Annotated in this window: 19 protein-coding genes; 8 read left to right on the plus strand and 11 right to left on the minus strand. The window is 35.1% G+C overall.

Annotated elements, in window-relative coordinates; genetic code table 11:
- Positions 1 to 26 precede the first annotated feature (26 nt).
- From M4I44_RS12275 to M4I44_RS12285, 3 genes are all read right to left on the minus strand, one after another.
- Positions 27 to 500 (minus strand): hypothetical protein, encoded by a 474-nt coding sequence (locus M4I44_RS12275; protein WP_083342498.1) that lies wholly within the window; start codon positions 498 to 500, stop codon positions 27 to 29.
- Between the two features lie 119 nt (positions 501 to 619).
- Positions 620 to 2,131 carry an FMN-binding glutamate synthase family protein gene (locus tag M4I44_RS12280; protein WP_017497366.1) on the minus strand — a complete coding sequence of 504 codons (1,512 nt, stop codon included), beginning with the start codon at positions 2,129 to 2,131 and terminating at the stop codon, positions 620 to 622.
- Between the two features lie 33 nt (positions 2,132 to 2,164).
- Positions 2,165 to 2,947, minus strand: coding sequence for an NYN domain-containing protein (locus tag M4I44_RS12285; protein WP_017497367.1), 783 nt, complete (start codon positions 2,945 to 2,947; stop codon positions 2,165 to 2,167).
- Positions 2,948 to 3,150: 203 nt separating this feature from the next.
- On the opposite strand from M4I44_RS12285, the gene M4I44_RS12290 reads away from it, so the two are divergent.
- The 5 genes from M4I44_RS12290 (at position 3,151) to M4I44_RS12310 (ending at position 8,566) form a co-directional block, all read left to right on the plus strand.
- Positions 3,151 to 3,600, plus strand: coding sequence for an Rrf2 family transcriptional regulator (locus M4I44_RS12290; protein WP_249964869.1), 450 nt, complete (start codon positions 3,151 to 3,153; stop codon positions 3,598 to 3,600).
- A gap of 20 nt (positions 3,601 to 3,620) precedes the next feature.
- Positions 3,621 to 4,142, plus strand: a complete 522-nt coding sequence (gene azu, locus M4I44_RS12295; RefSeq protein ID WP_017497369.1) for an azurin — start codon at positions 3,621 to 3,623, stop codon at positions 4,140 to 4,142.
- A gap of 88 nt (positions 4,143 to 4,230) precedes the next feature.
- Positions 4,231 to 6,468: a nitric-oxide reductase large subunit gene (locus M4I44_RS12300; protein ID WP_249964870.1), complete on the plus strand. Its 2,238-nt coding sequence runs from the start codon at positions 4,231 to 4,233 to the stop codon at positions 6,466 to 6,468.
- Between the two features lie 22 nt (positions 6,469 to 6,490).
- Complete coding sequence (gene ric, locus M4I44_RS12305; RefSeq protein ID WP_017497371.1) at positions 6,491 to 7,222, plus strand: iron-sulfur cluster repair di-iron protein; 732 nt, start codon at positions 6,491 to 6,493, stop codon at positions 7,220 to 7,222.
- Positions 7,223 to 7,357: 135 nt separating this feature from the next.
- Complete coding sequence (locus M4I44_RS12310) at positions 7,358 to 8,566, plus strand: cbb3-type cytochrome c oxidase subunit I (protein WP_249964871.1); 1,209 nt, start codon at positions 7,358 to 7,360, stop codon at positions 8,564 to 8,566.
- 158 nt (positions 8,567 to 8,724) lie between these two features.
- Here M4I44_RS12310 and M4I44_RS12315 read toward each other — a convergent pair whose 3' ends face one another.
- The 3 genes from M4I44_RS12315 to nirK are packed head-to-tail and all read right to left on the minus strand — an operon-like array spanning position 8,725 to position 11,581.
- Positions 8,725 to 9,327: an SCO family protein gene (locus M4I44_RS12315; RefSeq protein ID WP_249964872.1), complete on the minus strand. Its 603-nt coding sequence runs from the start codon at positions 9,325 to 9,327 to the stop codon at positions 8,725 to 8,727.
- Positions 9,328 to 9,343: 16 nt separating this feature from the next.
- Positions 9,344 to 10,084 (minus strand): formylglycine-generating enzyme family protein, encoded by a 741-nt coding sequence (locus M4I44_RS12320; protein WP_249967418.1) that lies wholly within the window; start codon positions 10,082 to 10,084, stop codon positions 9,344 to 9,346.
- A gap of 51 nt (positions 10,085 to 10,135) precedes the next feature.
- Positions 10,136 to 11,581 carry a copper-containing nitrite reductase gene (gene nirK, locus M4I44_RS12325; protein ID WP_249964873.1) on the minus strand — a complete coding sequence of 482 codons (1,446 nt, stop codon included), beginning with the start codon at positions 11,579 to 11,581 and terminating at the stop codon, positions 10,136 to 10,138.
- Between the two features lie 295 nt (positions 11,582 to 11,876).
- Between nirK and M4I44_RS12330 the strand changes: the two genes are divergently transcribed.
- Complete coding sequence (locus M4I44_RS12330) at positions 11,877 to 13,136, plus strand: aminotransferase class I/II-fold pyridoxal phosphate-dependent enzyme (protein WP_017497377.1); 1,260 nt, start codon at positions 11,877 to 11,879, stop codon at positions 13,134 to 13,136.
- Positions 13,137 to 13,253: 117 nt separating this feature from the next.
- On the plus strand, positions 13,254 to 13,736 hold the full coding sequence (locus M4I44_RS12335; RefSeq protein ID WP_249964874.1) for a hypothetical protein: 483 nt from the start codon (positions 13,254 to 13,256) through the stop codon (positions 13,734 to 13,736).
- Positions 13,737 to 13,835: 99 nt separating this feature from the next.
- Here the strand turns inward: M4I44_RS12335 and M4I44_RS12340 are convergent, their stop codons facing one another.
- From M4I44_RS12340 to M4I44_RS12360, 5 genes are all read right to left on the minus strand, one after another.
- A complete protein-coding gene (locus tag M4I44_RS12340) occupies positions 13,836 to 14,954 on the minus strand; it encodes a GTP cyclohydrolase (protein WP_249964875.1) in 1,119 nt (372 codons plus the stop codon).
- A 126-nt stretch (positions 14,955 to 15,080) separates the two neighbouring features.
- On the minus strand, positions 15,081 to 15,629 hold the full coding sequence (locus M4I44_RS12345) for a hypothetical protein (RefSeq protein WP_249964876.1): 549 nt from the start codon (positions 15,627 to 15,629) through the stop codon (positions 15,081 to 15,083).
- Positions 15,630 to 15,631: 2 nt separating this feature from the next.
- Entirely contained in the window at positions 15,632 to 16,192 is a 561-nt protein-coding gene (locus M4I44_RS12350) for a hypothetical protein (protein ID WP_249964877.1), read from the minus strand.
- A gap of 2 nt (positions 16,193 to 16,194) precedes the next feature.
- Positions 16,195 to 17,868: a hypothetical protein gene (locus M4I44_RS12355; RefSeq protein WP_249964878.1), complete on the minus strand. Its 1,674-nt coding sequence runs from the start codon at positions 17,866 to 17,868 to the stop codon at positions 16,195 to 16,197.
- A gap of 89 nt (positions 17,869 to 17,957) precedes the next feature.
- Positions 17,958 to 18,935: a transporter gene (locus M4I44_RS12360; protein WP_070906800.1), complete on the minus strand. Its 978-nt coding sequence runs from the start codon at positions 18,933 to 18,935 to the stop codon at positions 17,958 to 17,960.
- Positions 18,936 to 19,024: 89 nt separating this feature from the next.
- Between M4I44_RS12360 and M4I44_RS12365 the strand changes: the two genes are divergently transcribed.
- Entirely contained in the window at positions 19,025 to 19,345 is a 321-nt protein-coding gene (locus M4I44_RS12365) for a DUF4834 family protein (RefSeq protein ID WP_017498738.1), read from the plus strand.
- The last annotated feature ends 39 nt before the right edge of the window (positions 19,346 to 19,384 follow it).

Below are 19,384 nucleotides of genomic sequence, written 5' to 3' on the forward strand. Positions count from 1 at the left end.
CTTTATAATTATTAAGTTTTTGTTTTTTAGAGATACATTAGATAAACTCTGATTTTGCTATTGTCATAGTTGTAGGTACCATCTTCGTTTCTTGGTCCAAGAACAGAGGGAAGATTGACTTCAAATGTCCAGCTTGCTCCAAGGGTTAATCCGTTAACGGCACGGATTTGAGTTCCTCCGGCTCCTAATGCAAAATGAAAGAAACCGCTTGAATTGATACGATAAAATCCAATAGCAGTTCCTGCAGGAATTGTTTCGCCTGTCCACTCTCTCTGTGTAGTGAATTTCTCCACCCAGTGTTTACCCGTAATGGTTTCCATTTCGCGGAGTGAAATTTTTGTGGGATGTAGTAAATATTGAACATAGGCAACGGTTTCGTAGCAAACACCATTGATGTATTCTGAAACATTTTTAAATCCGTGAATAAAATCATTTGCCAGATTTTCTTTTTGATGGTGATCAAGCATTTCTATGCGATAGCCTTTGGGTGTTAATAGCATTGATTAATTTGTTTAGTGGGTTAAAAGATTAACGATTTATCTTAGTGGTTAAATAAGTTAACATCTATACAAATGTAATAAAAAAGCTATGTATTAGTTTTTGTTTTATAAGTGTTTTTTTAATGTTTTGTTACATTTGTTAAGTTGTCCGGGAAATAGTTGTCAGATAAATTGCCAAATTCATCACCCCGCATGAAAATATTAATATCGACTTCGCTAAAACTTTTTTTACCCGCTGCCGCTAGAAGTTCGTTGGCAGAATGTAAGGTGTTTTTATGAAAGTGATACACACGATCGGATTTATCGGTTACCACCAGGCCTTTCATGAGCATTTTGTTTTGAGTGGCTACTCCGGTCGGGCATTCGTTATTGTGACAACGCAAGGCTTGAATACAGCCTAATGAAAACATGAAACCACGCGCACTATTGCACATATCGGCACCCAGAGCTATTGCATGGAGAATGGAATAGCCGGAAATGATTTTTCCGCTTCCAATAATGCGGATTTTATCGCGAATGTTTAAGCCTACTAATGTTTTGTTTACAAATATTAGTGCAGGTTCAAACGGCATTCCCACGCCATCGGCAAACTCTAATGGAGCAGCTCCGGTACCTCCCTCAGCACCATCAACAGTAATAAAGTCAGGGAAAATATTTTCGGTAATCATTTCGTGGCAAATGGCTTCAAATTCGGCAGTATTTCCGATACATAATTTAAAACCAATAGGTTTTCCGTTGGACAGTTCACGTAATTGTGCTACAAAACGGATAAGGCCTTTGGTGTCTGAAAAGGCATGATGTCCCGGAGGAGAAAGAATGGTGGTGTGAGGTTCAACTCCTCTGATTTTAGCAATTTGTTCGGTATTTTTTCTCGCTGGAAGTACACCGCCATGACCTGGTTTTGCTCCTTGTGAAAGCTTAATTTCGATCATTTTTACATTAGGAAGATTGGCTTTTTCGGAGAACTTTTCAGGACTGAAGTTGCCTTCAGCGTCCCGGCAGCCAAAATATCCGGTGCCAATTTGCCAGGTGATATCGCCGCCACCCGCAAGATGAAATTCGGTTAAACCGCCTTCTCCGGTATTCTGATAGAAATTTCCTTTTTGAGCACCAATATTTATGGCACGAACGGCATTTTCACTTAGCGAACCGAAACTCATTGCCGAAACATTAAATAACGAGGCCAGATAAGGTTGTTTACAGTCTTTTCCGCCCACCAGTACACGAGGTAATTCCTCGTTAACTTTTGCAGGAAAGATGGAGTGTTTTATTCCTTCGTAACTGTCATGATTCAGATTTTGCTGCGTTCCGAAAGGCGTGTTTGAATCGATGTTTTTAGCCCTTTGATAAACCATAGAGCGCTGGTTTCTGGAGAATGGTTTTCCGTCAGTTGATCGTTCAATAAAATACTGTTGGATTTCGGGAGCAATCATTTCAAATAAATATCTGAAATAGCCCAAAACCGGAAAGTTTCTTAAAATTGCGTGTTTTTTTTGAGTAGCGTTGTAAATACCTACCACTAATAATATAGGTAGAATAATCACCAGTAAAAAACCTCGTTTCGTGTAAAGATAAATGGCTAAAACAATTAGAAACAATAAGAATCCATAGATGAAGAATTTTTTTCTCATGTTTGCAAGTATTTAAAGAGTAATAATTTATAATCAATTGAATCGCAGGCGTACATAAACATGCTTAATTCCTTTTTTGTCCGATTCTCTTTCGTCGATTTCAAGAATATCGGTCAGTGATTTTAGCATGGGAGTAAGTTTTGAAAAGCCATAATTTCTAGGGTCAAATTCTGGTTTTTTCTTTACAATAAGATTTCCAACATCTCCTAAAAATGCCCAGCCATCATCGTCTTCAATATCTTCAATGGTAGCCTCGATAAGGTCAATGGTTTGTTTGTCAATCTTATGCAGTGCTTTTTCAGCCGGTTTTTCGGCCGGTTTTTTAGTGTCGGTTGTAGTTGTAACTTTGGGTTTCTTCTTCTGAATAGCGCCGTCCAGAACTTCAATGTATATGAATCTGTCGCAGGCAACAATAAAAGAATTTGGGGTTTTCTTTTCTCCAATACCAATTACTTTCATACCGGATTCTCGTAATCGAATGGCAAGACGTGTAAAATCGCTGTCGCTGGAAACAATGCAAAAACCGTCTAGTTTTCCGGAGTAAAGTAAATCCATTGCATCGATTATAAGAGCAGAATCGGAGGAGTTTTTTCCAACAGTATAGCTGTATTGCTGTATAGGAGTGATAGCATGTTCAAGTAAAACACCTTTCCAGCCGTTAGAATTTGGTTTTGTCCAGTCAGCGTAAATACGTTTTGTGGTTGGTGTCCCAAATTTCGCAATTTCTTCCATCATTCCTTTTACATTGCTGTAGGGTACATTGTCAGCGTCAATTAGAACGGCTAATTTTAAATCTTTTGAGTTGCTTAATGGCATGTCTTAGAGATTAATTTTTTTTAAGTACTTTCAAAGTTAAACTTAAAATTTGTTTTTTAGGAATTTGGTGCTGAATAAGTGTTTTAGAGCGTCTTAATTATTTTGGTTATAAATAAGCATTTCTTTGTTGAATTTTAATTAAAGATAATTTTGTCTTTTATGATAAAAATAAATACATTTGTAAAGAATTAATCAATCAGTATATGTTTTCAAAAGCGTGTGAGTACGGAATTAGAGCTTCTATTTTTATAGCAACCAAATCTTCTAAAGGTATAAGAGTTGGAATAAAAGACGTTGCCAAAGAGATAGATTCACCAGAGCCATTTACTGCTAAGATTATGCAGATTTTGACAAAAAACGGCATTATACATTCGGCAAAAGGAGTAGGAGGAGGTTTTGAAGTTTCGGGCGAAGCTCTGAAATCGATAAAATTAATTCAGATTGTCGATGCGATAGATGGCGATAAAATTTACAAAGGCTGCGGTATTGGACTTAAAGAATGTTCAGAACAGCATCCTTGTCCCGTTCACCATGAATTTAAAAAAATAAGGGGTCTTCTTCTGGAAATGCTTACTAAAACAACTTTAGAACAGCTTGCTTTAGGGGTAAAATCGGGTGATTTCTTTTTGAAAACATTGATTGCAAATGATTAATACTTAATAAATACCTTAAAATGAATACAAAAACCAAAATTTCACTAGTTGCCTTAATGGGACTTTTAACGATAACTTCCTGCGGAAAAAAAGAAACGGCGCCAGTGGAGCAGCCAACAGAAGTAAATAATACAGAGTCAGAAGGTGTACAACCTGAAGCAACTGTAGAAAATGTTTTAGTCATTGAAGGAAATGACCAAATGCAGTTCAATAAAAATGAATTGAAAGCTGTGGCAGGAAAACCAATTAAACTCACTTTAAAACATGTTGGGAAAATTCCAAAAGAAGCAATGGGGCACAATTTGGTTATCCTTCAGGAAGGAACAGATGAAGCGGCTTTTGCTTTAAAAGCAAATGAGGCAAAAGCGACTGATTATATTCCGGTATCTGAAAAAGCTTCAATTATTGCCCATACAAAATTACTGGGAGGTGGTGAAGAAGATACGATCGAATTTACAATTGATAAAAAAGGAACTTACAAGTTTATTTGCTCTTTCCCTGGTCACGTGGCTATGATGAAAGGTGTATTAATTGTTGAGTAAATAGTAAAGAACTCCAATAGGTAATGTGATTGGAGTTTTTTTAAAAACTAATAAAGGATAAAATTATCTTTTATTGAAGCGAAAAGAAATGAAAAGAGAAAAAAAATTATGGATCGTATTTGCATTGGTAATGAGTATATCATTTGCAGTACTGGGTTATTATGGTTACGAAATTTACCAACAGGCACCACCACTTCCTAAAAAAGTGATTTCTGAAAGCGGAAAACTTATTTTTTCTGAACAGGAAATTAAAGACGGGCAAAATGTATGGCAAAGTATAGGCGGTCAGGAAGTGGGATCTATCTGGGGACACGGAGCTTATGTTGCCCCTGACTGGACTGCTGATTGGCTGCATCGGGAAGCGCTTTTTATATTGGATAAATTTGCGAAAGAAGATTTTAATAAAAAATTTGTGGAGCTTGATGCTGAGAAACAAGCAGCATTAAAAGTTCGTTTGCAAAAAGATTTACGAACCAATCGATACAATGCAGCTTCGGGTGTTCTTACCATATCTGAAAATCGTGTGGCAGCAATTAAAAATCTAAGTGAATATTATAAAGGACTGTTTACAAATGATCCTCAGTTTGATAAATTAAGAGAAGAATATGCGATTCCGAAAAATTCGATTAAAGATGAAGTAAGAATGCAAAAAATGAATGCATTCTTCTTTTGGGCCACCTGGGCAACGGTTACCAATCGTCCTGATTCGGATATTTCGTATACGCACAATTGGCCTTCAGATGAATTGGTCGGAAACAAAGCTACTAAAGAACTTTTAGCCTGGTCAGGAGTTAGTATTATTTTATTGATTCTGAGTATCGGAATCTTAGTTTTTTATCATGCAAAATCTGGGGAGGAAGAAGAATTTCCGCTTCCAAAAGAAGATCCGTTAATTAAACAGGGAAAAACACCCTCGATGAGACTGGTTGTAAAATACTTTTGGATCGTTAGCTTATTAATGATTCTGCAAATGCTATTCGGAATCATAACAGCGCATTATGGTGTGGAAGGAAATGGTTTGTATGGAATTCCTATTGATCAGATTTTGCCTTATGCAGTCACACGTACCTGGCATACCCAATTGGCTATTTTTTGGATTGCAACGGCCTGGCTGGCAACAGGATTGTATATCGCGCCGGCAGTTTCAGGGAGAGATCCAAAATATCAGTGCTTCGGAATCAACTTTTTGTTTGTCGCCTTATTGATTATTGTTTTAGGTTCAATGGCCGGGCAATGGTTTGGTGTGATGCAAAAATTAAATTTAGTACAAAACTTCTGGTTTGGACATCAGGGCTATGAATATGTTGATTTAGGCCGCTTCTGGCAGATTTTTCTTTTAGTTGGATTGTTTTTATGGTTAACATTAATGGTCAGACCTTTAATTCCAATTCTAAAGAAAAAAACGCAGGAAAAAAATCTCATCATTTTGTTTCTAATTTCTTGCGCGGCAATTGCCATGTTTTATGGTGCCGGATTAATGTGGGGGCGACAAACTAACCTTGCCATTGCAGAATATTGGAGATGGTGGGTAGTGCACCTTTGGGTTGAAGGTTTCTTCGAAGTATTTGCAACCGTTGTTATGGCTTTCTTATTTGTTCGATTGGGATTGTTAAAAACAAAAACGGCAACATTAAATGTTTTGTTTGCCACCATAATTTTCATGTCTGGCGGAATTTTGGGAACATTCCATCACCTGTATTTCTCAGGTACTCCAACAGCAATTATGGCCTTGGGAGCTACTTTCAGTGCACTTGAAGTAGTGCCTTTAACCCTAATAGGATTTGAAGCCTACCAAAACTATAAAATTTCCAAATCGACTCAGTGGATTGCAGATTACAAATGGCCTATTTATTTTATGATTTCAGTGGCATTCTGGAATTTTCTAGGCGCCGGGATTTTCGGATTCATTATTAATCCGCCCATTGCACTTTATTATGTACAAGGCTTAAATACAACTCCACTTCACGGGCATACGGCTTTGTTCGGGGTTTATGGAATGTTAGGAATTGGGCTTGTATTGTTTGTGTTGCGAAGTTTATACAGAAACGTAAACTGGAACAACAAACTGCTTAAAATTACTTTCTGGTCACTAAATATAGGACTGTTTTTAATGGCCATATTGAGTTTACTTCCAATTGGAGTTTGGCAGGCAATTGAAAGTATCGAGCATGGAATGTGGTACGCCCGCTCATCAGAATTGATGCAGCAACCGGCTATGATTACATTAAAATGGCTTCGTGCTATTGGAGATTCTATTTTCGGAATAGGGTTTATTACTATGGCATGGTTTGTATTTGATCTCACATTAAAAAATAAAATAAAATAAATAAAATTTAAAATTGATTATCATGGAAAATTTAAAAAACAAAACAATAGGATCATTTGTGGCGGAAGATTTTAGAACAGCTGCTGTATTTTCAAAATATAAAATCGATTTTTGTTGTAAAGGAAACAGAACAGTAACGGAAGTCTGCGAAAAACAAAATATAAATTCTGATGCCTTAATACAAAGTGTTTATGAGGTTTTAGAATCAGAAAATAATGGTGTAATCGACTTTAATTCATGGCCTTTAGACTTACTGGCAGATTATATTGAGAAAACACATCATAGATATGTTGAAGAAAAATCACAAACTCTGCTGGCTTTTTTAGATAAATTATGCAAGGTTCATGGTGCCAGTCATCCGGAATTGTTCAGAATAAATGAATTGTTTATAGGATGCGTCGGCGAATTGTCTCAGCATATGAAAAAAGAAGAATTGATTCTATTTCCATTTGTAAAAAGAATGGTAAAAACGAAAGAAACTGACGGCATTCTGCATCAGCCTTCATTTGGAACGGTATCAAATCCAATTGCAATGATGATGCACGAACACGATAATGAAGGAGAACGTTTTAGAGAAATTGCTTCTTTGACAACAAACTACACCCCTCCGGCAGATGCCTGTACAACTTATAAAGTAACTTTTGCGATGCTTAAGGAATTTGAAGAAGACCTGCACAAACACATTCATTTGGAAAATAATATACTATTTCCAAAAGCGGTGCTTTTAGAAAAAGAATTTGCTGAAGTAGAATAGAAATAAATGTAAACAAGGAGAAGAACACCGATAAATGTCAATAAACAGATTGTTATCGGTGTTTTTTACGCTTATAAATCGCCTGTTATTTGTTACTTTTAATGAATTGGGTTTAGCTCAAAAAAAAAGCACAATATGAATTCTCAAAAAACCTGGATTATTTGCTGTTTTTTTAACTTTCTGATTGCCTGTTTATTCGGATTGTTAATGCGGTTGATGTATCTTTTTTCTTTAGATTTTATAAACTACGGTTTCCTGCTTCATGCACATTCTCATGTTGCAATGCTGGGCTGGGTCTATCTGATAATTTATGTTTTGGTTGTTCATTTTTTTATTCCAAAGGAGAAAAGGTGTAAACCGGTTTACAATCGTTTATTTTGGCTGACAGAATTTTCAATTATCGGAATGATGATTGCCTTTCCTATTCAGGGTTATGCATTGTTTTCGATTGTCTTTTCGACGCTGCATATTTTGTTGAGTTATGTTTTTTGCCGATTGGTGTGGAAGGATGGTGAGACTGAAAAAACGCCGGCGCTAAGATTTTTAAGAACGGCTGTTTTGTTTATGGTTTTGTCTACTTTTGGAGTATGGTGCTTAGGTCCGGCTGTGAGTATACTTGGCAAGCAAAGTGCTTTTTATCAAATTGCCATACAGTTTTTTATACATTTTCAGTTTAATGGCTGGTTTTTGTTTGCTGTTCTGGCATTGTTTTTAAAACAATTTCAACAGAAAATAGATGAAATTCAATTCAAAAGATTTTATTCCCTTCTCATTATTTCAACACTTTTAACTGTTTTTTTTCCGGTTCGCTGGTTTATAGAAAATAATGTTTTAAACTACATAAATGCTTTGGGTGTAGTGCTGCAGCTGTTTGCTTTTGTTTGTTTCTATAAAATGCTTCGACCTCAAATAACTAGTTTTAAAGCAAGTTTAGATGCAACCACAAAAATGGTTTATGGTTTGGCTCTTTTCTCTTTAGGATTGAAGGTTGGTATTCAATTGCTGACGATCATTCCTGATATCACTGAGGTTTCGCATCAAATCAGAAATTTTGTGATTGGCTTTATTCATTTAACCACGTTAGGAATAATCACCGGATTTTTATTTGGAATTTTACTTCAGCAGAATATTCTTTCCGGTAATTCTTCTATCTTAAAAGTGGGAGTAAAAATATTTATTTTGGGATATATGGCAACAGAAATTCTGCTTTTCTTTCAGGGCGGGCTTCTTTATTTTGGAAGAGGAATGATTTCGGGATATTACGAGAGTATTTTTGTTTTCAGCTTGCTTTTGGTCTTGGGATTAATTTTAATTATGGCCTCAAAAATAAAAGATTACTCATAAATTAGGCCTCATAGAGATTTGATGTTTTGTAGAATGCTTATTTAGTAAAGGCAGAAGTCTTTCGGGTAGTATTTTGAATTGGGCTTAGTTATAAAAAAAAACAAGAGACGATCCATTCCAAAAATCTTCTCTTGTTTTCACGAATCAAAATGGGTAACCTAATATAATTTTTCTGCTTCCTGATTGATGGTTGTTATTGTTTTTTCGTTATTTACCCCCAGACCTTCTTGTTGAAATACTAATTCTCCGGCCGGATTAAATACACTGATAATGTTTGAATGAGAAAAATCTATCGGAGATATTTGTTTGTAATTAACCGCTAAAACAGCTGCAAATTCGCGAGTATTTTCTTCTGAAGATCGGAGAAAGAGCCACGGATCCTGGTTCATTTGGTTAGCAATGGCAAAACTTTTCAATTTTTGAGGAGTATCTGTTTTGGGATCAATGCTTACTAAAATTAGTTTCACATGTTGCTTGTTTTTTTTATTTAGTTTTGATTCAATATCTCTCATGTCTGCCACTAATCTTGGACAGGCTGCTTTACAACTGGTATAAATCATAACCATAACAAGCACATTCCCTTTAAGGCTTTTCAATTCGATATCTTTTCCATTTTGATTAGTCCATTTTGAGGGTAAATTATAAATTGATAAATCACTAACTTCTTTGTTTGCACTTTCCGGAATTTGTTTTTTCTCTGATTCTTTACAAGCCTGCAAAGAAAATAACAGGATAAAAAGTACTGGTATTATTTTTTTCATTTGAAAATAATTTAAATTATTGTTTGTTTTTTTTATCACTTGCACATCTAAACCCCAGATTTCGCGTTGAATATTGCGCTTTAAGACTTCCTCTGAAGGCATATCGCATAAAAGCAGCATAATCCATCAAATCAGTCGCATTTACGGAGGCACTTCCACAGAATAAATTGGTATCGCTGATCTTGTCTTTTCGGGATTCACCGGATAAAAATATACTGTTAAAGTCAGAGGTCCATTCCCATACTAAACCATGCATGTCATAGACTCCCCAATAATTTTTAAAGGTTTTTCCAACTTCATTGTTATAGGTTTTGGACTTTTCGTACCAGGATAAAATGTATTTATTGAATTCTTTTTTGGTTCTGGCGTCGACTTTTTTTTCATCAGCCATAGCCACATATTCCCATTCATCCATTGTCGGTAATCTTTTTCCCTGGCATTCGCAGTATTTTTTTGCTGCGAACCAGGAGATACTGGTTACAGGGGATTTTGGATTAGCATTTCCAAAGTTTAAATCGGAAGCCCAATAGGATAAATAACTTTTGTCAGCAAAAATCCCTTTTATTTTCGATTTACTATACGGAGGATTTTTTTTGATAAAATTTAAAAAATCGGTATTTGTAACGGGATAAACATCTATATAAAAAGATTTTACAAGTACAGGTTTTTGGGAGGTGGCTCCGTAAAGAGGGACAAATGAGCCCTCTTTTATCGGAACCATCCCATTTTTCTGAGCTTTAGATAATCCGGGTAACATCAGGAAAAAAGTAAGGATGAAAAAGTATCTTTTCATATCGAGTAATTGCTGTTATCGTAGTGCTTTTACCATTTCAGGAGTAATCTCGGTTTTATTGTTGCCCCAGCTGTGGTAGATATAAGTTAAAACGTTTGCTATTTCATCATCTGTTAGGTTTTGAGCAGGCATCACGTTGTTGTATTTTTTCCCGTTTACACTTACTTCTCCGGTTAAACCATGTAATATTGTTTTAATGGCACGCTTCGAATCGGCATTTAAGTAATCTGATTTGGCAAGAGGAGGGAAAGTACTTGGAATTCCTTGTCCTTCAGATTGATGACAGGCAAAACAGGTTGTTCCAAAAATTTCTTTTCCAATTTTTACTTTTTCTTCAATAGTACGTTTTGGTGTAGCTACTTTTGCAGTTGAATTTCCGGGCATTTTTTGAATAGTTCCTCCCTCAGGTAAATATATACCTTCCTGAATGGTTCCTGAATAAATACTTTTGTTCTCCTTTCCTTCAACTTTAAGCATTCCTAATGCACCTTTGTTAAAGGCTCTAAAAATAGAGTGGTCAACCAAAATAAAAGTTCCCGGAGTTTCGACTTTAAAATCGACAATGGCAGCACCACCGGCCGGAATTAAAGTAGTCTGTACATTTTTATTAATAGTACTTCCGCCTTCGACATGTACATTGTCAAATATTTCGCCAATTACGTGAAAGGAAGAAACTAAGTTCGGACCTCCATTTCCCACATACAAACGAACGGTTTCGCCTACTTTTGCAGTCAATTCATTTCCGTTAGTGAGCGCTCCTACTTTTCCGTTAAACACAACATAATCTGGAGTTTCTTTTACTGCTTTATTCATGTCAAATGCCTGAAGACCCTTGGCACCGTATTCGCCCTGCGTATAAAAATCTCCCTGCATAACATAGTATTCTTTATCAACCGGAGGAAGTCCGCCTTCGGGTTCAACCAATATCAAGCCATACATACCGTTTGCAATATGCATCCCTACTGGCGCTGTTGCACAATGGTAAACATATAATCCGGGGTTGATTACCTTAAAGCTAAATACTTTTTCATGTCCTGGAGCTACAAGAGAAGAGGTTGCACCTCCACCGGGTCCGGTTACGGCATGTAAATCGATGTTGTGTGGTAGTTTGTTGTCAGGATGGTTTTTTAAGTGAAATTCTACTTCGTCGCCAACACGAGTCCTGATAAAGCTTCCCGGTACAGATCCGCCAAAGGTCCAATAGGTGTATTTTACACCATCTGTCATTGTACCTTCCTGCTCTTTAATTTCCATGTTTAGCTTCAGTCTCATTGCTGTTCTGTTTCCAACTGGTTTTGGTACATGAGGGGGAGATGTAAGCTCTGCATCCATTTCTCCTTCAGTTACAATAGCAGCATAATTTGTTGCTTCTTCTTTTTTACAGCTTCCTAAAAAGAGAGCAGTAATAAGTAAAGAGAAAAAGAGGCCGCTTTTAATCGAAATGATATTTGTTTTTTTCATAAGTCCGTGGTTTTATTCTGGTTTTAAATTTAAATCAAAAATAAAAGACTAATTTGTCTTTTATTATGATAAAAATCATATTTTTGTTTTTTTTAGAGCTTGAATTAATTGAATGAATTTTTAGATTTTTATAAGTTTAATTTTATTAAAGCTACAATTGCTTTTAAGAGAAATTTTCCTAAAGATTGAATTCCGATTATTTTTTAAGAAAAATAAATGGCAAACCTGATTTTAGAATAATAATCATTAATTTTGCACCCTGTATAAAATAAAAATAGTACTACACAAATATATTATGGTAAAAGATTTATTCGAAAGAATTCAGGACAATAAAGGACCATTAGGAAAATGGGCTTCTCAGGCAGAAGGCTACTATGTTTTCCCAAAGTTAGAAGGAGAGTTGGGTCCTAGAATGACATTTCACGGAAAAAATATTTTAAACTGGAGCTTGAATGATTATTTAGGTTTAGCTAATCATCCAGAAGTTCGCCAAGCAGATACAGATGCTGCGATTCAGTTTGGTGCTGCTTACCCAATGGGAGCTCGTATGATGTCTGGACATACAAAATACCACGAACAATTAGAAGAAGAATTGGCTGCTTTTGTAATGAAAGAATCAGCTTATTTATTGAATTTTGGTTACCAGGGAATGGTATCTATTATTGATGCTTTGGTTACTAAAAATGATATCATTGTTTATGATGTTGACTCTCATGCTTGTATTATCGATGGTGTACGTTTGCATATGGGGAAACGTTTTACTTACAAGCACAATGATCTTGAAAGTATGGAGAAAAATCTTCAACGTGCTACAAAAATGGCTCAGGAAACGGGTGGAGGTATTTTATTTATTACCGAAGGTGTTTTTGGAATGCGTGGGCAACAAGGAAAATTGAAGGAAATTGTTGCAATGAAACAAAAATACAATTTCCGTTTGTTAGTGGATGATGCACATGGTTTTGGTACACTTGGTAAAACAGGAGCCGGAGCAGGTGAGGAGCAGGGGGTTCAGGATGATATCGATGTTTACTTCTCGACTTTTGCAAAATCTATGGCTAATATCGGAGCTTTCGTAGCGGCTGATAAAACTGTAATTGATTACTTAAAATACAACTTACGTTCGCAAATGTTTGCTAAAGCATTGCCAATGATCCAAACAATTGGTTCGTTGAAACGTTTGGAATTGTTGCGTAATTCGTCTGAAATTAAAGATAAACTTTGGGAGAATGTAAACGCATTACAAAACGGTTTAAGAGAAAAAGGATTTAACATTGGAGATACGAATACTTGTATTACTCCGGTTTATTTGGAAGGAAGTATTCCTGAAGCGATGGTAATGGTAAACGATTTAAGAGAAAATTATGGTATTTTCCTTTCTATTGTTGTTTATCCGGTAATTCCAAAAGGGATTATTTTGTTAAGAATGATTCCAACAGCTTCTCATACATTGGCTGATATTGATGAAACGTTAACTGCTTTTGAAGCGATTCGTGAAAAATTAGTAAACGGAACTTATAAAGAAATCGCTGAACGTACCACTGTTGACGTTTCGTAAAACTTTAAAGAAATATATTCCTGATATGGGAATTATATAAAAGAATCCATTCGTTATACGAGTGGATTTTTTTTATTTGGGGTACTTTTATCATTCAAAATCAGTAAAATATCAATTATGAAAAAAGTAATAGTAATATCCATGATAATGCTCACTGTTTTTATTTCCTGTAAAAAAACGACTGATACCGATCCGGTGCAGATAGTACCAAGTCCGCCAAAAGAAGCTGAGATCGTTGAACCGGCAGGAGATCAATGTTATGCATCAAGAACTCGTAATAGCGTGACTGAGATGAGTCTTAATGTCAATTCTCATCAAGAAGTAAACGGGAAACTAAGTTATAACATATCAGGGAAGGATAAAAACGAGGGAGCTTTGATTGGAAATATGAAAGGTGATACATTAATTGCAGATTATACTTTCATATCTGAAGGAGTTACATCTGTGAGGGAAGTTGCATTTTTGAAAAAGGACGGAGCTTTTATTGAAGGCTATGGCGATGTGATAGAAGCAAACGGGAAGTTCTCTTTTAAAGATAAAAAACAGTTGAAATTTGATCAGAAAAATGTTCTGACAAAAGTAGATTGCAAAGTAGAGTAAGCTCTAATTGTATTAAAAAGTAAAAAAATCCATTCGTGTAACGAATGGATTTTTTTTTTAAGGGTAAAATTGTTTACTGCGACTAATACTGAAAACTATTTACAAGTATTTTAAATACGTTTTTCTCTGGCAATGCACTTTTGGGTTAAAGTTTTTCCAAAGTAAATGAATGGCTGTATTGTCAGCTAATTCAGGTGTTCTGATACAATTTTGAATTCCTTTTTCTGAAAAAGTCTTATAATATTCATCAAAAATAATAGCGGTAACTCCTTTGTTTTGATACTCGGGGTGCACTCCAATCAGATAAAAAACAACATCTTTACTCTTTTTACGAGCTCTTAGTAAATGAATAAATCCAAACGGGAATAATTTTCCTTTTGCTTTCTGTAAAGCTTCAGAAAAGCTTGGCATTACAATGCTAAAGGCAACCAGATTATCGTCTTTGTCCACCACAAACTTGATGTATTCCGGATTGATAAAGCTGATGTATTTCTTTTTGAAGTATTCTTTCTGAACATCCGAAATGGCAACAAACGAAGCTAATTTAGCGTATGAATCATTAAACAAATCAAACATTTTGTCTACGTGAGGCATGATGTCTTTTGTTTTGGTAAAAGTCAAGGAGCGTAAGCCATACCTTTTTTTGATGAGTTCTTGTGCTTTAAGGAAAAATTCAGGTTTGACGTTTGAAAAAGGGAAGATGCTTTCGAGGTACTCTTTTTCAACCTGAAAACCCAATTGCTCAAAATGTGTGACATAATAGGGGTGGTTGTACCATGTAATCATAGTTCCCAATTGATCGTAACCATCTGTAAGAACGCCAACTTTGTCCAGATTCGAGAATCCCATCGGACCTTCAACGTGCTCCAGATTGTGTTTTTTTCCCAATTCGTAAACTTTATCCAGCAAGGCCTTTGTGACTTCGATGTCGTCTATTGCATCAAACCATCCAAATCGAACTTTTCTTTTATGTTGGTCATTTACCTCAGACCAGTTGATGATAGCCGTAATTCGTCCTACTATTTCATTATTTCTGTAAGCCAGATAAAAATAGGCTTCGGCATTGTCAAAAGCAGGATTTTTAGTTTTGTCAAATGACTCTAATTCATCTGCCACAATAGGGGGAACCCAGTAGGCATTGTCTTTGTAGATTGAAAACGGAAATTTGATATAGTCAGTTAATTCCTTTTTGGTTATGGCTTCTTTAATTGTAATCATTAAGATTTTCTTTGTTAAGAATGTTGCTTTAAATTAGGTGCTACGATTTAAGAAACGAATATAGCTATCTTTGAAGTAACAAAAAAGAATTGTGTAAAAAAAGCCCTGATTAATAAGGTTACTGAGTCATTTGAAAGTGTAGCCGATTCGAAGATGGAGGTCTGCAGTAGTATCTGAAAATTTTTCATCCAGATAAAATCTGCGTCCAATTCCAATACCGGCTTCGTAATTGAAATTGGTATTTCCAATATTTCGTCTTATTCCCCATTTAGGAATTAGCGCAATTTGATTAGTGATGTAGGCATTGTCAGAATTTGAAATTACAAACCAGTCAGGATAATAGTTGATATGTAAAGTTATAAAATTGGCGCTATTGTTTGTTTTTTGATTTTTAGCATTCCGTTTATTGATATTGTAATACCACCTTGGTTTCAGGTTAATTACGGGGACTATTGCATATGTAGCAGTACAGCCAGAACATCCACGAAAACTACCATCAAAACCAATTTCAGTTCGTAAACTTATTTGATTGAGTAGTCGATGCTCGTTATTTATCCATATTCCCAAAAAGCCGGTTTGTAGGTTGTAAATGTTTCTTTCTACTCCGGTATTTTGCGACTCCACAAACAAACAGCTAATAAACAGTAAGAGTAAAGTGTAATTTATTTTCGTCATGATTATTTAAATATTATTCCCAGCGAGATACCAAAACTAGTGAGATTATAGTAGCCATTGTTTTGAAATTCAGAAGTTTCAATTTGTTTTGTTTTTTTAAAGAGATCGATATAAAATGATGTTTTACTATTTTCGGTGAAAATGTAGCCAGCTCCTAATTTTGCGGTTACACCATGTCCTGCAAAGGAATCCGACCATTTTATATTTTGTCCCGTTTGGAGATAAGCAAAAAAACCGGGCTTGTTATTTCTACTGGAGAAAATTCTTAAATCTACTATAAACGGGGTGGATAAGAAAGTTTTATCAATGTTCCAATCTACGCTAATGCCACCCGAAATAGAAATGATTTCGAAGAATTTTATACCCTGGATTGTATTTATCTCTAAACTTCCACCATTACTTTCTCTAGAGTCATTTTTACTGTATTTGTTAAAATAGCTTTCGGTGTTTTTTGCCAGCGAGACTGACGTCATGTTGATGTATTGCAATTTTTTCTTTTGTTCTTGCCCGAAAATGAAATTGCTCAGTAAAATGATTACAATGATTATTATTTCTTTTTTCATATTTAGTCGATTCCAACTCCAAATTTGCTACCATGCCATTCATTTCCTTTACGTGCGGCACCTATTATTTTTACTCTAAAATTAGATGGTTTTACCAGAATATCACATCCTAAATTCGCTTGTACAGACCAACCGGAATTATCTCCACTACTAACACAGAGCTTGACTCCATAGTCAAATGTTTTTTCTCTTACTCCAATATCGTACCCTTGTGATGAAATAGATTTTTGAACAATGATGTTTCCGTTTTGCGGAAATTTTGCGGCAAATGTTCTGTTTTCTGGTGGGAGAGTTGAGCTGCCAAATGCTGTTTGCAGCTGTGATTTGGCCGTAGAATAAAGTCCGTCGTAAAACCATTCATTAAGTTTACTTGCTTTTAAATTACTATCAATTCCATTTTGAATGAGGTTGTCTATACTACTTGATCCCGTTCCAAAGAATTCAAAAGTTAGATCGTCTTGAAAAACTTGAGGAAGACTATTTAGATTGACGTATGATATCACAGGTTGTCCCCATTCATTATATATATTTATATTATTTGGCCCCGTGAAAAAAGCTCTTTTGCCATTCATGAAATAAGCTCGTTCCTTAGTTTGGTTGTTTATGGCATTGTTGCCCAAAAGCTTATTTCGATTGTATTCAAATTGGACGGCTTCGACTACAAGTTTTATTTCGTCAGTTGCTTCCACACGCCAAAAACCGGTCCATCCTCTAAATTGATGAACGCATTTAACGCCTAGATGATACACAAGTAAATAATCGTAATTAAAAGCTTTAGTTTTTACACGTCGTTTTCTTTCATACTGATCAATACATACATCGTTATCTCCAAATAAGTTTCCAAATAGACCGCTATTAGGATTGCAGTTATTTAAGGAGTTAAAGAAGGAGTTGTAATTAGGATCACTTGAGGTTAATTTTCCTGATTTGGAAGAGATAGATGTTGATTTTGAATTTGTCGGTGGGCTATCAGAAGGTCTGTAATAGATAATATTATTTCCAATTGGTGTCGGAAAGTCTTCTGGTAGTGACGGAATCAAATTTTCTTTAACTGTAAGTTCAGTTTTACTAAATGGATTTTCTGAAATATTTTTTGATATCAGAAAATTTTTGAGAGTTGTGTACACTGTTTTATCGGCAATAAATAAGCCTACATCAGTATATTTATATATTGATTCGCCTATTTGTATTTCTCCATCAATATTTAAATAGGCAGCAAAAGTTTCGTCACCAATCAATTCGTCAACTGATTCAAAAGGATCGGCATTTACGGAGGATTCAACAGAGGAATTAACTAATGTATTTTTTGATGTTGTACCTCGGGGGACTTGCAAATTTAATTTTTCCTTGTAAAGGTTAAATAGCATTTCCTCGTTTTTTTCTGTAACGATTGGTTTTAGTGAGAGAAACCCCTTTTTGTAGAAAGGGGTTAATAAGTCACTTAGTTCCTCTTCAGGTAAACTAACATACTTATGATAGTATTGACTAAAAGATTCTTTAGACTGAAAATAAAGCCTTCCATCTTTTATTTCGATTTCATTTTCTGTTAGTTGAGTTTTGTGTAATGAGTCATGTTTTTCATTTTCACATGAAAAGGAAAAAATAATGTTTTGTAATAAAAACACGATAGATAATAACTTTGATCTATCTGGGTTGATTGGCAGATAATGTCTCATATTTGAAAAATTGGCGTATAATTTTTCAAATATAATTATTTTCCTACATTATTAAATATATTTAGGTAATTTTTTTCTTACTATTTAAATTATTCGTATTTCGATTTACGTTTTCGTTCTTTTGCCTGATAATCGATTTCTTTTTGTTCCAGCTCGTTATCTTTATTCTTTTTGGCTCTGTCTTCACGTTTAGTTTGCAGTTGATTTTCTTTGTAACGTCCGTCATAGCGCCAGGAAACCCCAACTCCTCCGTACAATATAGAAGGCGTGTTTTTGAAGTTTGTACTTATAGATGCATCAACCTGAAGGTTCGGATTAATAAGGTAAGCTGCTCCACCACGAACAATGGCATCGCTGTAAAAGTCACTTTTATAGCCCTGATTTTCAACAAAACCGGACCATTTATCGTTAAATCCGCGTGTAAGAGTAAGCACATAGCCGTAGCTCGGGTAGTCTGTTGAAATGTAATCGGCAATAATATTGGTTACGAAAACCCATTTTCCGCCACCAAATAGATTTTGAGTGATTAACATGACTTTTGGAGAAATGCTCGATTGTGGAGAGAAAGAATAAGGATTGTCTTTACCCACAAAATTAGCACCGGCAAATAACGAAACAGCAGGGATTAACTCGTGCCAGTTAAAGCTGCGATTGGCTTTGTAGCTGTAAATATTGGCTTCTTTTTTATAGTTTTTATAGGGGTCATAAATCAGATATTTGGCTCCTAAAACCGTTTGTCTGAAATTATTTTTTTTATAACTCGTGTATGGCGTGTCAAAATTTTCCATTTGGTACTGTATGTCCGCAATAAGTTCCAGTTTTTCTAAAAAAGCACCATAACGAATAGTTAGATCTGTACCAAAACCATTGGCGTCATAATCCAGCAGATTGTGTTTTTCTTTGATGCCATATACACCAAGTTCTGCCTGTATAACTGATTTTCCAACAGCATAGGCTGACATCGTTTCGCCGGGACGGTTTGAATTGATGACATCGGTGTACTGTGCAAAAAATAATTGAGGTAATAAACAAAGAGCTGCAGTAAAAAAGTTTTTATTTTTTAACATAAACGTGTTTTTGGATTAAAAAGTAATAACGCATTTCAAATGTACTATATTTTATTATTTATTTAAGATTGATATTTTAATTTTAAACGATGGATTTATTAATTTTGAAAAAAAATTATATGATCATGCAAGAAGCATCTTTTGTAAATCTGATTAAAACGATAATGTGGATCGTTGCGTTTTATTATATTTTTAAATTTTTAGCACGAATCTTTTTGCCGGTATTGGTAAAAAAAGCAGTAGAAAAAGCTGGAGAGAATTTTCAAAGACAACAACAATATAGTCAGGGTAATACATGGCAAAAAACACGTACGAATAATGATGAAATTATTATCGATACATCCAATGCAAAAAAAACTCGTGAAACCAAAAAGGTTGGCGATTATGTTGATTACGAAGAAATAGATTAAATTTGTGACCTAATTTATAGGATTCATCATTTAACCCAA

The organism is Flavobacterium sp. B183 (assembly GCF_023539155.1).
GTDB classification, from domain to species: Bacteria; Bacteroidota; Bacteroidia; order Flavobacteriales; family Flavobacteriaceae; genus Flavobacterium; species Flavobacterium tructae.